Annotated in this window: 16 protein-coding genes and 1 pseudogene; 9 read left to right on the top strand and 8 right to left on the bottom strand. The window is 64.6% G+C overall.

Features of this window, described 5'->3' with window-relative positions:
- Positions 1-63: 63 nt before the first annotated feature.
- Positions 64-588, bottom strand: coding sequence for a Spy/CpxP family protein refolding chaperone (locus tag WS51_RS19120; protein ID WP_059502112.1), 525 nt, complete (start codon positions 586-588; stop codon positions 64-66).
- A gap of 339 nt (positions 589-927) precedes the next feature.
- Here WS51_RS19120 and WS51_RS19115 point away from each other — a divergent pair, with 339 nt between their 5' ends.
- Positions 928-1,392 carry an Lrp/AsnC family transcriptional regulator gene (locus WS51_RS19115; RefSeq protein ID WP_006481526.1) on the top strand — a complete coding sequence of 155 codons (465 nt, stop codon included), beginning with the start codon at positions 928-930 and terminating at the stop codon, positions 1,390-1,392.
- A gap of 458 nt (positions 1,393-1,850) precedes the next feature.
- A complete protein-coding gene (locus WS51_RS19110; protein WP_059451390.1) occupies positions 1,851-2,951 on the top strand; it encodes a saccharopine dehydrogenase family protein in 1,101 nt (366 codons plus the stop codon).
- A 119-nt stretch (positions 2,952-3,070) separates the two neighbouring features.
- Here WS51_RS19110 and WS51_RS19105 read toward each other — a convergent pair whose 3' ends face one another.
- Positions 3,071-3,688 (bottom strand): P-loop nucleotide/nucleoside kinase family protein, encoded by a 618-nt coding sequence (locus tag WS51_RS19105; protein ID WP_059451389.1) that lies wholly within the window; start codon positions 3,686-3,688, stop codon positions 3,071-3,073.
- Positions 3,685-3,831 (bottom strand): cytochrome bd-I oxidase subunit CydX, encoded by a 147-nt coding sequence (gene cydX / locus WS51_RS19100; protein WP_069229650.1) that lies wholly within the window; start codon positions 3,829-3,831, stop codon positions 3,685-3,687. The genes WS51_RS19105 and cydX overlap by 4 nt, the downstream gene beginning before the upstream one ends.
- A 181-nt stretch (positions 3,832-4,012) precedes the next feature.
- On the opposite strand from cydX, the gene corA reads away from it, so the two are divergent.
- Positions 4,013-4,990, top strand: coding sequence for a magnesium/cobalt transporter CorA (gene corA / locus WS51_RS19095; protein WP_059451605.1), 978 nt, complete (start codon positions 4,013-4,015; stop codon positions 4,988-4,990).
- A 12-nt stretch (positions 4,991-5,002) separates the two neighbouring features.
- Here the strand turns inward: corA and WS51_RS19090 are convergent, their stop codons facing one another.
- Positions 5,003-5,290: a YciI-like protein gene (locus WS51_RS19090; RefSeq protein ID WP_059451388.1), complete on the bottom strand. Its 288-nt coding sequence runs from the start codon at positions 5,288-5,290 to the stop codon at positions 5,003-5,005.
- A gap of 467 nt (positions 5,291-5,757) precedes the next feature.
- Here WS51_RS19090 and WS51_RS19085 point away from each other — a divergent pair, with 467 nt between their 5' ends.
- From WS51_RS19085 to WS51_RS19060, 6 genes and pseudogenes are all read left to right on the top strand, one after another.
- Entirely contained in the window at positions 5,758-6,246 is a 489-nt protein-coding gene (locus tag WS51_RS19085) for an aminoacyl-tRNA deacylase (RefSeq protein ID WP_059771298.1), read from the top strand.
- A 301-nt stretch (positions 6,247-6,547) separates the two neighbouring features.
- Positions 6,548-6,917 (top strand): annotated as a pseudogene (locus tag WS51_RS19080) (helix-turn-helix domain-containing protein); the annotation flags it as partial.
- A gap of 835 nt (positions 6,918-7,752) precedes the next feature.
- Positions 7,753-8,172: an organic hydroperoxide resistance protein gene (locus tag WS51_RS19075; protein WP_059502201.1), complete on the top strand. Its 420-nt coding sequence runs from the start codon at positions 7,753-7,755 to the stop codon at positions 8,170-8,172.
- Between the two features lie 64 nt (positions 8,173-8,236).
- Complete coding sequence (locus WS51_RS19070; protein ID WP_069230016.1) at positions 8,237-8,563, top strand: DUF4148 domain-containing protein; 327 nt, start codon at positions 8,237-8,239, stop codon at positions 8,561-8,563.
- A 71-nt stretch (positions 8,564-8,634) separates the two neighbouring features.
- Positions 8,635-8,964, top strand: coding sequence for a DUF4148 domain-containing protein (locus WS51_RS19065; RefSeq protein WP_069229649.1), 330 nt, complete (start codon positions 8,635-8,637; stop codon positions 8,962-8,964).
- A gap of 141 nt (positions 8,965-9,105) precedes the next feature.
- Entirely contained in the window at positions 9,106-9,867 is a 762-nt protein-coding gene (locus tag WS51_RS19060; RefSeq protein WP_069229648.1) for a GNAT family N-acetyltransferase, read from the top strand.
- Between the two features lie 81 nt (positions 9,868-9,948).
- On the opposite strand, the gene WS51_RS19055 is transcribed toward WS51_RS19060, so the two are convergent.
- The 4 genes from WS51_RS19055 to WS51_RS19045 all read right to left on the bottom strand — a co-directional run bounded on the left by WS51_RS19055 (position 9,949) and on the right by WS51_RS19045 (position 12,312).
- Positions 9,949-10,404, bottom strand: a complete 456-nt coding sequence (locus WS51_RS19055; RefSeq protein WP_059502091.1) for a MarR family winged helix-turn-helix transcriptional regulator — start codon at positions 10,402-10,404, stop codon at positions 9,949-9,951.
- 127 nt (positions 10,405-10,531) lie between these two features.
- Positions 10,532-10,675 carry a hypothetical protein gene (locus WS51_RS32585; RefSeq protein ID WP_167357996.1) on the bottom strand — a complete coding sequence of 48 codons (144 nt, stop codon included), beginning with the start codon at positions 10,673-10,675 and terminating at the stop codon, positions 10,532-10,534.
- Positions 10,672-11,043 (bottom strand): GFA family protein, encoded by a 372-nt coding sequence (locus WS51_RS19050; RefSeq protein WP_059806532.1) that lies wholly within the window; start codon positions 11,041-11,043, stop codon positions 10,672-10,674. The genes WS51_RS32585 and WS51_RS19050 overlap by 4 nt, the downstream gene beginning before the upstream one ends.
- 168 nt (positions 11,044-11,211) lie before the next feature.
- Positions 11,212-12,312, bottom strand: a complete 1,101-nt coding sequence (locus WS51_RS19045) for an NAD(P)H-dependent flavin oxidoreductase (protein ID WP_069230015.1) — start codon at positions 12,310-12,312, stop codon at positions 11,212-11,214.
- Positions 12,313-12,445 lie beyond the last annotated feature (133 nt).

Genomic DNA, 12,445 nt, shown 5'->3' with positions numbered 1-12,445 from the left:
TTCCTGCGGGATGCGCGACGCCGTTCGGCCCCGACGGGCAGTGCGACGCCGGCGCGGGGCGCGTCAGGGTTGCGCGGGCGCGCTGGCGGCCGGCGCGGCGGCTGCCTTGCCTTCCTTGCTCCCCGTCTTGCCCTTGCCTCGGTGTTCGCCGCCATGATGCAGCCAGCTGCGGAACGTCGTGTCGGCGAGTGCCTTCTGGTCGGCCGGGAAGCTGTCGTACAGCGGCGCGAATGCGTCGGCGAGCTTTTTCGCGCCATCCGCGTTCGCCTGCGCGAGCTCCGCGTACTGCTTCATGTCGTCGACGGCGGACACGTTGCGGCTTTCCATTCGCGCGCGGTAGAGGCGACCCATCGTGTCGCCGTTTTCACGCATCGTGTCGGCGAACGTCTTCCATTGCGGCTCCTGCGCCGACGTGATCTTCAACTGGTCGTGCAGGTATTGGATGCGCTGCTCGATGCGCGCTTCGTGGCGCGCCGCGCGCTGTTCGGCGCTCGGGGCAGACGCGGGCGTCTGCGGTTGCGGCGGAGTTTGCGCGAATGCGCTGGCCGCAACGGCGAGCGTGGCGAGGGTGAGCGAGATCTTCTTCATGGTTGGCTCTCCGGGGTGGTGTCGTGCGAGCGGGCGCGGCGGCCGATGCCGCGAGCGCGCAACTCGTGTCGCCCGTTATTAGTAGCACGTTGCGTATCGTGCGGCAGCGAAAGCGACACTTGCTTACATCCGAAACGAATCGAAATTGAAAGGGACATGGCGGGTTGGCGACCATCGACGGCGTTCGATCGACACGTCGGCCGCCGCACGCGAACGAGGCGGGCGATGCGAATGCGCGGGCCCGGGACCGCGTGCGATGCCGATTGGGCGCACCGGCGTTCGGCGCTATCATCGCGTCACGTTCTACTTCGCCGGTGCGATGCTCGCCGGCCCAGCCTCATGCGTCCACCTCGCCTCGACCAACTCGACGACCTCGACCGGCAACTCGTCGCGCTGCTGCAAGCCGATGCGCGCGCAAGCGTCGCCGATCTCGCGCGACAGCTCGACGTCGCACGCACGACGGTCGTCGCGCGCATCGCGCGGCTCGAGCGCACCAACGTAATTGCCGGATATAGCGTGCGACTCGGGCAGGACGTGCTCGATGCAAGCATTTATGCGTACGTCGGCATCATCCTGACGCCCAAGTTCGGCAAGGACGTGTTGCGCAAGCTCGACCGGATGCCCGAGGTGCAGCTGTTGTGCGCGGTGAGCGGCGAATACGACTACGTCGCGTGGCTGCGTGCGGATTCGCCGGAGCGGCTCAACGATCTGCTCGACCAGATCGGCACGCTCGAAGGCGTCGAGCGCACGACGACGTCGATCATCCTGTCGCGCAAGATCGATCGCGGCACCATCGGCGGATGATGCGTCGCATGCGGTGTCGCCGCGGGTGTGGCGCGTGACGCCGCAGTGCGATTCGCTTCATCGCGCAGGTTTCTCTTCCTTTCCCTTTCCTTGATGTCCGCCGCCGGCGCACGCTGCGTGGTGGAGCATTGCGTCGCGCATCTGCGCGCGAGCGTCGTTGCGCCGGATGCCGGGCTGGGCGCGCGCAACGATTGATTTGCCGGCGCATGTCCCGCGTTGCGTGGTCGTTCCTTCCTGCCTGCCCGTCCAAACGCGCTCGCCACGGTCCGTTTCCGACCCGCCATATGCGCGATTTTCAGATGATTTGGTCGTTATGACGAAATACGTAGTCATATCGTCGAATTAAACGGTCGTTTCGCATCATTCTTCGTCTTGGAACTGATTTTGAGCGTCCCTAAACTGTGTTCATGGCTCGACGCCGTACACCAACACCAAACTCATCATCAGGAGATAAGCGCATGAAAATCGCCATCGTCGGCGCAGGTCTGATCGGTCACACCATTGCTCACATGCTGCGTGAAACGGGCGACTACGAAGTGGTCGCGTTCGACCGCGACGCGGATGCGCTCGCCAAGCTGTCGCGTGAAGGCATCGCGACGCAGCGTGTCGATTCGGCCGACGCCAATGCGATCCGCGAAGCCGTGAAGGGCTTCGATGCGCTCGTCAACGCGCTGCCGTACTACCTCGCGGTCAACGTTGCCGCAGCGGCCAAGGCTGCCGGCGTCCATTACTTCGACCTGACCGAAGACGTGCGCGCGACTCACGCGATCCGCGAACTGGCGGAAGGTTCGGATCGCGCGTTCATGCCGCAGTGCGGCCTCGCGCCGGGCTTTATCGGCATCGCCGCGCACGAACTCGTGAACGGCTTCAGCGAGGTGCGCGACGTGAAGATGCGCGTGGGCGCGCTGCCCGAGTATCCGACCAACGCGCTGAAGTACAACCTGACGTGGAGTGTCGACGGTCTGATCAACGAATACTGTCAGCCGTGCGAAGCGATCCGCGACGGCCGCAAGCAGTGGGTGCAGCCGCTCGAAGGCCTCGAGCACTTCTCGCTCGACGGCACCGAATACGAGGCGTTCAACACGTCGGGTGGCCTGGGCACGCTGTGCGAGACGCTGTCGGGCAAGGTCGAGACGCTCGACTACAAGTCGGTGCGCTATCCGGGCCATCGCGAACTCGTGCAGTTCCTGCTCGAGGACCTGCGCCTGTCGAGCGATCGCGACACGCTGAAGTCGATCATGCGCCGCGCGGTGCCGTCGACGAAGCAGGACGTCGTGCTCGTGTTCGTCACGGTGACGGGCGTGAAGGATGGCCAGCTCGTGCAGGACGTGTTCACGCGCAAGATCTTCGCGAAGGACGTGTGCGGAATGCACATGAGCGCGATCCAGATCACGACGGCCGGCGCGATGTGCGCGGTGCTGGATCTGTTCCGCGAAAAGAAGCTGCCGCAGAACGGTTTCATCCCGCAGGAAAAGGTGTCGCTGAAGGCGTTCCTTGCGAACCGTTTCGGCAAGCTGTACGAAGGCGGCACGATGGAGCGCGTGCACGAAGTCGCCTGACGACGGATCTAAGGCACGAGGGCCGTACGACGCCGGGAGCGCAACAGCGCTTCCGGCGTTGTTTTTTTGCGCGCGTCGAAGCGCATGGCGGCAGGCAAGAGCAGGGAGATGCGCGCCGCTCAGGCGGGCAAGGGCGGGACGATCGTCGACTGCGGCGTGGGCGGTGCGATGCGGCGCAGCAGTGCATCGATGTCCGCGTCGGACGGCGCGGTGTTGTCGAACATCACGATGCCGTCGCACTCGCGGCCGGTCGGCACGAAGCGGCGTTGCCGGTATTCGTCCCAGTGCGCGAGCTTGTATGCGTCGTTCGGATTGCCGCGCGCGACGATCCGCTCGCGCGCGACGTCTTCCGCGGTATGAACCCACACGACCGTCAGCACGACCTCCGGCCCGATGCCGAGCCACCTGCGGTCGAGGATGCGGCGATCCCGCACTTCGCGCGACAGCGGGCCGACCACGAGCACGCCGATGCCGAGCGCGAGGTTCTCGCGGGCCGTGTCGAGCAGGCCCTGGTACTCGGGGTCCCGCAGGTGCTTCAGGTAGAGCGGGCTGTCGCGATCGTTCGGATCGGAGGTGAGGGCGCCCATCGCGGCCGAGCTGTAGCGGCCGTAGAGCGTGTCCTTGTCGAGCAGGCAGAATGCTTCGCCGGTCGCGCGCATCAGCGGCCCGATCAGCCGCTTCGCGAGCGTGGTCTTGCCGGTGCCGGCATGACCGCAGAAGAACACCAGGTGCGTCACGAACGCCGGCTCCCCGGATCCGTTCGCGATGTGGCGGCGCGCTTGTCGCCGCGCGAGAAGACTTCCGCCTCCAGCCACATCGCGTTGATGATGCCGAAGCCGAGCGCCACGCCGATGCCGAGTATCCACGAGAAATACCACATGGGTCTGTCTCCTTGACGGTTGGACCGCACGGGCGTGCCGTGCGTGTCTGTCGAAGCGATGCCGTGCGCGTGCCGCGGTGCACGCAATCCGATCATGACCAATATCGGCGTGTCGCGCAAGCCGGGCCGCCCGCGCTTCAAACCGGTAAACTGATGCGAAAACGGCAACATGACGGACAACATGCTGATCAACTGTGCTGCATACCAGGACGGCCGCAAGCTGGCCGAAATCGATATCGACGCCATCAGCGACTACGTGTCGAAGCCCGAGTGTTTCGTGTGGGTCGCGCTGAAGGACCCGACACCGGACGAGATCGAGCTGATGGGCGAGGAATTCGGGCTGCACGAGCTCGCGCTCGAGGATGCCCGCAAGGGGCACCAGCGGCCGAAGATCGAGGAGTACGGCGATTCGCTGTTCGCGGTGCTGCATATGGTCGAGCTCGACGACGACGGCGAATTCAAGGTCGGCGAGCTGAACGTGTTCGTCGGCCCGAACTACGTGCTGTCGATCCGCAATCATACCGAGCAGGACTTCCGCGACGTGCGCAAGCGCTGCGAGCGCGAGCCGCATCTGCTGCAGGAAGGTTCGGCGTTCGTGTTCTATGCGTTGATGGATCAGGTCGTCGACCGCTATTTCCCGATCCTCGAGACGCTCGGCAACGAGCTCGAGGAACTCGAGGACCGCATCTTCACGAAGGCCTCGCCCGCGTCGTCGCGCGCGATCATCGAGGATCTCTATTCGCTGAAACGCCGGCTCGTGATGCTGTACCAGCACACGGCGCCGCTGATCGAGCCGCTCGCGAAGCTCACCGGCGGACGCATCCCGCAAGTGTGCAGCGGGATGGAACATTACTTTCGCGACGTGTACGACCATCTGCAGCGGATCGTGAAGACAATCGAAGGGCGGCGCGAGATGGTCGTGACCGCGATCCAGGTCAACCTCGGAATGATTTCGCTCGCCGAGAACGAAGTGACCAAGCGGCTCGGCTCGTTCGCCGCGCTGTTCGCGATACCGACGATGATCGCCGGCATCTACGGGATGAACTTCGCGAACATGCCCGAACTGCACCTCAAGTACGGCTTCTACGGCTGCATCGGGGTGATGGTCGTCGCCGATCTCGCGTTGTGGTGGCGCTTCAAGCGGGCGGGGTGGCTGTAGTCGAGAGCGCCGCTAGCGCGGCGCGTGCTTGCCGACCACGACGCGCCACGGACGCACGCACCAGGATTTGACGAGGCCGTGCTGCACGTACGGGTCGGCGCGGGCGAACGATTCGGCGGCTTCCGGCGAGTCTCCTTCGAAGACAAGCACGGCGCGGTCGGCTGGATCCTGCAGGGCGCCGGCGAGCATGAGCTCGCCGCGCTCGGTTGCGGCCTGTGCGAGCGCGAGGTGTTCGGCGCGGTACTGCTCGCGCCGGGACAGATAATCGTCGACGAGTTCGTAGATCAACTGGTAATGCATGGTCGCTCCCGGAGTCGGCCGCCGCAGGATCGCGGGCGGTTGGCTCAGTATAGGGCGCGGTGCGACCTTTGTCGGGGCGGTATGCGATGGCTTTGTCGGCGCTTGGCCCGTGGATTCCGGGCGGCCAATGTCGATGATTTTTGGGGCATCACGCACTTCCCTAAAATGCAACTAACGGTCTGGCGTGAATCCGCCATCGCATGGGTTTGCAGCCGTCGGTCCCGAGTGGTTGCCGCTCTTTTTGTCTTCAGGAAAGGCCCGGGGGACCAGCATGCCTCGTGCATATTCCAGGTCCCGGTTTCGCATGCCGGCGAGGGCGTCCGCATCGATCGGAAAAGGGGCGCAAGCCAGCGGCGGCCATCCGTGCGGGCACCGTGCTCTGGCATTTCCATTGGCCGCAATGCGACCTATGCTGAACGAATCCGGAGTGAGCTTCGGTCATCCGATTCGTCCAGACGAGGTGTGCCATGCCAGTATCAGCCACCCTGCAGGATTGCCTGCGCCAGAAGTCATCGCGGTACGAAGTCGTGTACCACCCGTATAGCCATACCAGCATGGAGACGGCCGCCGCCGCGCACATTCCCGGCGACCGCCTCGCGAAAACAGTGTTGCTCGAGGACGACGAAGGCTACGTCGCCGCCGTGCTGCCGACGTCGCACGCGGTGCGCCTGTCGGACCTCTGGGTCAAGACCGGCCGCCATCTCGTGCTCGCCAAGGAGATGGAACTGCGCGAACTGTTCAAGGATTGCGACCTCGGTGCATTGCCGCCGGTGTGCATGGCGTACGGGATGAAGACGTTCCTCGAGGAACATCTCGCGCAGCAGCCGGAAGTGTATTTCGAGGCCGGCGATCACGAAGCGCTGATCCACATGACGCAGGACGAATTCCTGTCGCTGATGGAGACGGCCGAGCGCGCGCATTTCTCGCACAAGATGCAGGGGATGTGGTTGTCTTGAGCGTTCGTGTCGGTTTGCTTGCGGCGGTTGGAGACGGAGTCTTGCGGGCGAGCCGTCGGGGAAATTGCGTGTCGTCGGTTTTGCCCGTGGGTGCGGGATCGCGCTGGCGTCGGGCTGCGAGCGGCCGTGAGGCGGGATTTTGGTGGCGTCGGTTCAGGATTTCAGTGGAGTGTTTGGGTGAATTTCATATTTGACATAATCATAATTATCGATAATTTCTGTTGTAGTGGCTAGATTGAAATGTCCGCTTTCGGGCCGCGTCAGCTGTCCGGTTGCCGGGTATCCGGCGCCGGAGGCTGCGATGGCTGCAACGGAACGGATCACGATGACGATGCGCGAACCGGACCGATTCAAGGTCATACAGGACGTGGCGGACGGCAAGCTCAAGCCATGGCGTGCGGCAGAACGGCTGGAACTGACGAGCCGGCAGGTTCGCCGACTGGTCGCCAGATTGCGGGAACACGGACCTCAAGGTCTTGTGTCGGGACGGTATGCGAAGCCCAGCAACAACCGGCTGGACGAGGTAATTGTGGACCGGGCGCTGTCGATCATCCGTGATCGCTACGCCGATTTCGGGCCGACACTGGCCTGCGAGAAGCTCTGGGAGTGTCACGGCATTCGGCTGGCCAAGGAAACGGTCAGGAAGCTGATGACGGAGGCTGGGTTATTTCATTGCGGGCAATGCGCGCCGGCGTACGTGTTCGTCGGCGTCGTCCGCCCGGCTCAATGGCAGTGCTTCGGCTTTAGCAGCATGCGAACCCGGGCCGGGAAACCGCGCGGCCCAGTTGCCCTTTGGCGTTCGACTCCGAGGCATCGACACGCGATTGCGGATGGAGCCAGTGTTGGCCGTGTTCGGACAGCCGGATAACGCATCAAGCATCCACATGCGACGGCATGCCCTGCCCGGAGCCGCCAGGCAGCCGCTGGACAATGCGTACGTCAGTCAGCTCGGGCGCGTTTTCGTATCCCAGAGTTTTCATGAAAAACAAGGCTATTGTGATAAGAAAAGTTATCCGGACATTAGTGGTAAAGTGCGGAAACTGTCCGGCGCGTGGCGAACGCTCCGGCCATTTCGCTGGGCAATCCTCGAATTCACAACGCTCGACGCATGCCGCCCGGCATTAATGAAGGCGCATTGGCCGTCGCGTCGGCTCATCTCCGCAGGAGACCGTCGCCGCTAAGACGGTCTCCCTGTTTTCTCCGCACCTGTTCCCCCAACTCCGGCGTACGCGAGTTGTCGCAGGCCGCAGCCGCGATCCCGAGGGCGACCTGCCCTGCCATCGACGAAACTTCAGATCCGAGCCGCCTCTTGAATTTTTAATATAGGGGCGCGATCAACCAAGAGCCCTGCACAGCAAGGCTCGGCACGATTCAGATACATTGAAATACACAATATCGCATGCGATTTAATCGAATGCGCTTGACGTGGTTCGCTGTCTCGACGAAACTGCATCGCATGCGATCGAATCGCATCAGACAAAACCTTCCTACCTGACGGAGTGCACGATGAGCAAGATCGAAAAAGTGCTGTACACGGGCAAGACCCATACGACTTCCGGCGGCCGCGACGGCGCGGCTCGCAGTTCCGACGGCCGCCTCGACATCCAGCTGTCGTCGCCCGGCAGCGCCGGTACCGGCACGAATCCGGAGCAACTGTTCGCGGCCGGCTGGTCGGCCTGCTTCATCGGCGCGATGCAGCTCGCGGCGCGCGCGGCGAAGGTCACGCTGCCGGCCGATCTCTCTGTCGATGCCGAAGTGGACCTGGGTACGGGCAACAACGCGTACTTCCTGCAGGCTCGCCTGAACGTGAGCGTGCCGGGGCTCGATCGTGACATCGCGCAGCACATCGTCGATACCGCCCACCAGACCTGCCCGTATTCGAAAGCGACGCGCGGCAACATCGACGTCGAGATCCGCATCGTCTGAGCCATGTCCGGGCGGTCACTTGCCGCCCACCCAACGTTCCGCCATTTTCTTGTCGAGGTGAATGATGAAAACCCAACTGATTACCGCTCTTCTCGTTGCCGCGTCCGCCGCCGTTTCCGTGCCGGCCCTTGCCCGTGAAGCCGTCGTGACGCGTGCACAAGTGCATGCCGAACTCGTCCAGTTGCAGCAGGCCGGATACGTGCCAGGCCGCGCGAACGATCCGCATTACCCGGACGACCTGCAAGCCGCGCTGACGCGCATCCACGCACACGACACCGCCGCAGCCGACACGGCGGCGTCCGGTTACGGCGCCGACGCTGCAGCCCCCACGCAATCGGGCAGCCGTGCTGTCGCGCGCGTCGCCGAGCGCTCGATCTACTTCGGCCATTGAACGAAAGCGCAAGCGACGCCTGCTCCTGGCATGCGGCGTCCACATTCCGATCACTTTTTCCATCGAGGTAAATGATGAAGACCCAACTGATTGCAGCCTTGCTCGTCGCCGTGTCGGCTTCCGTTGCCGCACCGGCCTTCGCGACCGAAAGCACCGTGACGCGTGCGCAAGTGCGTGCGGAGCTGGCCGCGCTCCAGCAGGCCGGCTACCTGCCGAATCGCCCGAACGACGCCAACTATCCGGACAACCTGCAGGCAGCGCTGAAACGAGTCCGCGACAACGCAGCGACGGCGGCCGACACCCAAGCCGCGGGTTACGGCAGTGACGCTGTCGGTGCGACGCAATCCGGCAGTCACATCGCGATGCGCACCGCCGAGCGCTCGATCTATTTCGGTCGTTGAGGGTCGCGCCGTAATCGGCACCGTCGTTCATCAAATAAGGCGCATGCGATGTAATCGCATGCGCCTTATTGTTTGCCTCCACCGTGTTCTGGCGATCGCGTCTATGCTGTGCGACGGCAGCCTTCAATCAAGGAGCGGGCGATGCGGGCAGGAACGACGGAGCAGGAAGAAAGCGGATCGCATCCGCTCGACAACGCCGTATGGCATGCGCTCACCGGCGAGCAGCATCGCTTCGCCGTCGGCGACGCGCGTGCGCGCCGGTTTGCTCCGGCGCTTGCGCCATTTGCCGGGATGCCCGACCGCAGCCCTGCCGCTTTCGACGCGTTGCACGGCCTGATCGCCGCGCACGGCCCCGCGGCCCTCGTCACGCCGGACGAGATCCCGACGCCAACCGGTTCTTCCGTGATCCGGCGTGCGGTGCTGCATCAGATGATCTGGCGGGGAACGCTTGACGGCGTGCATCCTTTGGAGCATGTCCGGCTCACCGCAGCCGATGTGCCGGAGATGCTCGAATTGATCGCGGCGACGGAACCGGGGCCGTTCGGCCCGCGCACGGTCGAATTCGGCGGCTATATCGGTGTACGCAGACAAGGCCGACTGGTGGCGATGGCCGGCCAGCGCCTGAGGGTCGACGGTCATGCGGAGATCAGCGCCGTGTGCGTGGATGCGGCTTTCCGCGGCCAAGGCCTAGCGGCCGGACTGATCCGGTCGTTGATCGCGGCCATCTGCGCGCGGGCGGAAACACCCTTCCTGCACGTGCTCACGTCGAACCAAGGCGCGATCGAGCGCTATCGCGCACTCGGCTTCGAGACGCGTCGCGACATGCATTTGCTGGTGCTGGGGCGCGAGGAGATCGGGACCGTCCAGCGATCCGGGCAGGTCGCGCCGGTGCATCGGCCCTGAACGCGGAAAACGGACTGAAATTGCGGAACGCGCCGGCGGCTGCCGCTTCGCCGGCTCGATATCGAGCCGGCGTTCACTTGTCTATTCGTTGATCGAGTCGATCAGGTTGCCGCGCAGCGTGACGATGGCCTTCTGCATCTTCGCGAACTCGTCGGGTTTCAACCCGGTGGCTTCGACCAGGTCCATGTCGAGTCCCTTCTCGCGCACGCGGCGGCCGCTCTTCGTCAGGCTTACGAGCACCTGGCGCTCGTCGGACGGATCGCGGTGCCGCTCCAGATAACCCATCGCCTCGAGCTTCTTCAGGATCGGCGTCAGCGTGTTCGATTCGAGGAACAGCTTTTCGCCGAGTTGCCCGACCGTCTGGTTGCCCTCCTCCCACAGCGCAATGATCGTGATGTATTGCGTGTACGTGAGGCCGAGCTCTTCGAGGATCGGTTTATACGCCTTGCCGAATGCGAGATTCGTCGAGTAGATCGCAAAACACAGAAACTCGGACAGCTTCGGTGCGGCGGGCGATGGTGCTTCGGTCGGTTTCATGAGCGTCCTCCAGCGACGGTCATTCGTGTCGCAGATGGATGCATTATATATCGCGTGCGATCTTATCGGAAGCGTTGATATGGTTTGAGGATCGACACGATGCGAGCGCCACGGCAGCTGCCAGGACTCAGTCACGCTCATCGTCGTTCCGACCCCGCCGATTGCTGGTCCGCTGCCGGCTGACGGTCAGCAGCGAGCACTGCATCGGATGCGCGATTTCGGTCGCGAGGCCGCCCGCGGCGAACAGCAGGATCATCAGCCAGCGCATCATGCGTCCTCCACGACCGAGAGGCTTGCGCCATCGGCAACGCCCGCATCGAGCGCGTATGGATCGACGCCGTCGAGACAGCCGAGATTGACGCGCCAGCATGCGGGATCCTTGCGCGTCTGATGGAACGGATAGACGCCGCAGCGGCTGCAGAAATAGTGGCGGGCCGTATGCGTGTTGAAGCTGTACAGCGTCAGCGCGCCCTCGCCTTCGACGATCTTCAGGTCGGCCGCGGGGAACATCGGGCTCATCAGTGCGCCGCGCCGGCGGCACAGGCTGCAGTTGCAGCGGGCCGCCGGCTCGATCGCGGTCCGGACTTCAAATTTCACGGCGCCGCAATGGCAGGAGCCGTTGAACCACCTAGCAGACATGTCGTGCTCCTCGAAAGGTCATGTCCGCTTTATAACGGGCCTTCGCCGATGCGTTGTATCACGCTGTATCCGGGCCGCCGGCGGATACACAACGTTGCAATTTTGTACCGGGCCACGTGCATGGCCGCGCATTCGCCGTGTGCCCGCGCGCCGCATGTGGCCGGAAGATCAGTCCAGCGCGTGCTGCAAACGGGCGATGGCCGCCCTCGTTTCGCGCTCGAGCGTCGCGAACAGTTCGGCTGCCGGCAGCGACCGCGCGAGCGGCGCCGCCTGCCCGGCCCATTGCGCGCCGTAGCCGAACTCGCCGTTTGCCTTCGCTGCTGCGTGCAGTGCCTTGCCCGCGTCGTATGCGATCGGATAGGCCGGCGTGGCCGGGGCGCGCGGATCGTCGCCGAGCGCGGTCAGCCGGTTCGCGATGCCGCGCGCGATCCGTCCGGAGATCGCCGTCGTCAAGGTCGTGCGCCGTGCCCCGTCGCCGAGGAGCGCGCGGCGATAACCGTCGTCGATCGAGGTCTCCGGGCACGCGACGAAAGCGGTGCCGAGCTGCGCGGCCTGCGCACCGAGCGCGAGCGCGGCCGCGATGCCGTCGCCGTCCATGATGCCGCCCGCGGCGATCACCGGCAGCGCGCATTCGCGCACCAGCAGGCGCGTGAGCGCGAACGTGCCGAGCCGGTCGTCGTGCGCCGCCGGGTCGAATACGCCACGGTGTCCGCCGGCCTCGATGCCCTGCGCAACGATCGCGTCAATGCCGGCCGCGGCGATCTGCCCGGCTTCGTCGAGGTTCGTCGCGGACGCGAACAGCGTGACGCCCGCGCGCTTGAGCACGGCGATGGCGTCATCGGACGGCAAGCCGAAATGAAAGCTGACGACCGCCGGCTTTTCTTCGACCAGCATCGCGAGCATTGCATCGTCCACGACGAAGCTCGTGTAGATCTCCGACAGCGACGCCGGAGGCGTCGCGCCCTGTTCACGGAACGCGGGCGCGAGCCAGTCGAGCCACTCGCGTTCGAGGGCTGCGTCGGCGCGGGCCGGCTGGTGGCAAAACAGGTTGATGTTGAACGGCCGGTCGGTGAGCGCGCGGGTGTCGCGGATCATCTTGCGCGCGCCGTCGGCGTTCGTCGCACCGACGCCCAGCGAGCCGAGCCCGCCCGCATTCGACACGGCGGCCGCCAGCGCGGGTGTGCTGACGCCGGCCATGGGCGCCTGGATGATCGGGGCGCGGATACCGAGCGTGCGCAACAGCGTCCGGTTGTCGGGCGAGGGAATCATGTCGTGCATCTCCAGTGGGCGGCTTGAACGCAAGCCGGACGCGTGCCGGCGGGCTCGGCTTCGGAATTCAGCGCTCAGGATAGCGGACCGGGACAACGCATCCAAGTCTGCCGAACGGCATATGCCCTAACGA

The organism is Burkholderia territorii, from assembly GCF_001718335.1.
Classification (GTDB): domain Bacteria; phylum Pseudomonadota; class Gammaproteobacteria; order Burkholderiales; family Burkholderiaceae; genus Burkholderia; species Burkholderia territorii.
The sequence above is the reverse complement of the archived record's forward strand: the minus strand, read 5'-3'. Positions and strand labels throughout refer to the sequence as shown.

What these genes read in the sequence shown, in the direction of transcription:
- WS51_RS19065 (WP_069229649.1), top strand. Translation starts at nt 8,635, where the DNA reads ATGATGAAGACCCAACTGATTGCAGCCTTGCTCGTCGCCGTGTCGGCT.
- WS51_RS19110 (WP_059451390.1), top strand. Translation starts at nt 1,851, where the DNA reads ATGAAAATCGCCATCGTCGGCGCAGGTCTGATCGGTCACACCATTGCT.
- WS51_RS19070 (WP_069230016.1), top strand. Translation starts at nt 8,237, where the DNA reads ATGAAAACCCAACTGATTACCGCTCTTCTCGTTGCCGCGTCCGCCGCC.
- WS51_RS19055 (WP_059502091.1), bottom strand. Translation starts at nt 10,404, where the DNA reads ATGAAACCGACCGAAGCACCATCGCCCGCCGCACCGAAGCTGTCCGAG.
- WS51_RS19050 (WP_059806532.1), bottom strand. Translation starts at nt 11,043, where the DNA reads ATGTCTGCTAGGTGGTTCAACGGCTCCTGCCATTGCGGCGCCGTGAAA.
- WS51_RS19090 (WP_059451388.1), bottom strand. Translation starts at nt 5,290, where the DNA reads ATGCATTACCAGTTGATCTACGAACTCGTCGACGATTATCTGTCCCGG.
- corA (WP_059451605.1), top strand. Translation starts at nt 4,013, where the DNA reads ATGCTGATCAACTGTGCTGCATACCAGGACGGCCGCAAGCTGGCCGAA.
- cydX (WP_069229650.1), bottom strand. Translation starts at nt 3,831, where the DNA reads ATGTGGTATTTCTCGTGGATACTCGGCATCGGCGTGGCGCTCGGCTTC.
- WS51_RS19060 (WP_069229648.1), top strand. Translation starts at nt 9,106, where the DNA reads ATGCGGGCAGGAACGACGGAGCAGGAAGAAAGCGGATCGCATCCGCTC.
- WS51_RS32585 (WP_167357996.1), bottom strand. Translation starts at nt 10,675, where the DNA reads ATGATGCGCTGGCTGATGATCCTGCTGTTCGCCGCGGGCGGCCTCGCG.
- WS51_RS19115 (WP_006481526.1), top strand. Translation starts at nt 928, where the DNA reads ATGCGTCCACCTCGCCTCGACCAACTCGACGACCTCGACCGGCAACTC.
- WS51_RS19045 (WP_069230015.1), bottom strand. Translation starts at nt 12,312, where the DNA reads ATGATTCCCTCGCCCGACAACCGGACGCTGTTGCGCACGCTCGGTATC.
- WS51_RS19085 (WP_059771298.1), top strand. Translation starts at nt 5,758, where the DNA reads ATGCCAGTATCAGCCACCCTGCAGGATTGCCTGCGCCAGAAGTCATCG.
- WS51_RS19120 (WP_059502112.1), bottom strand. Translation starts at nt 588, where the DNA reads ATGAAGAAGATCTCGCTCACCCTCGCCACGCTCGCCGTTGCGGCCAGC.
- WS51_RS19075 (WP_059502201.1), top strand. Translation starts at nt 7,753, where the DNA reads ATGAGCAAGATCGAAAAAGTGCTGTACACGGGCAAGACCCATACGACT.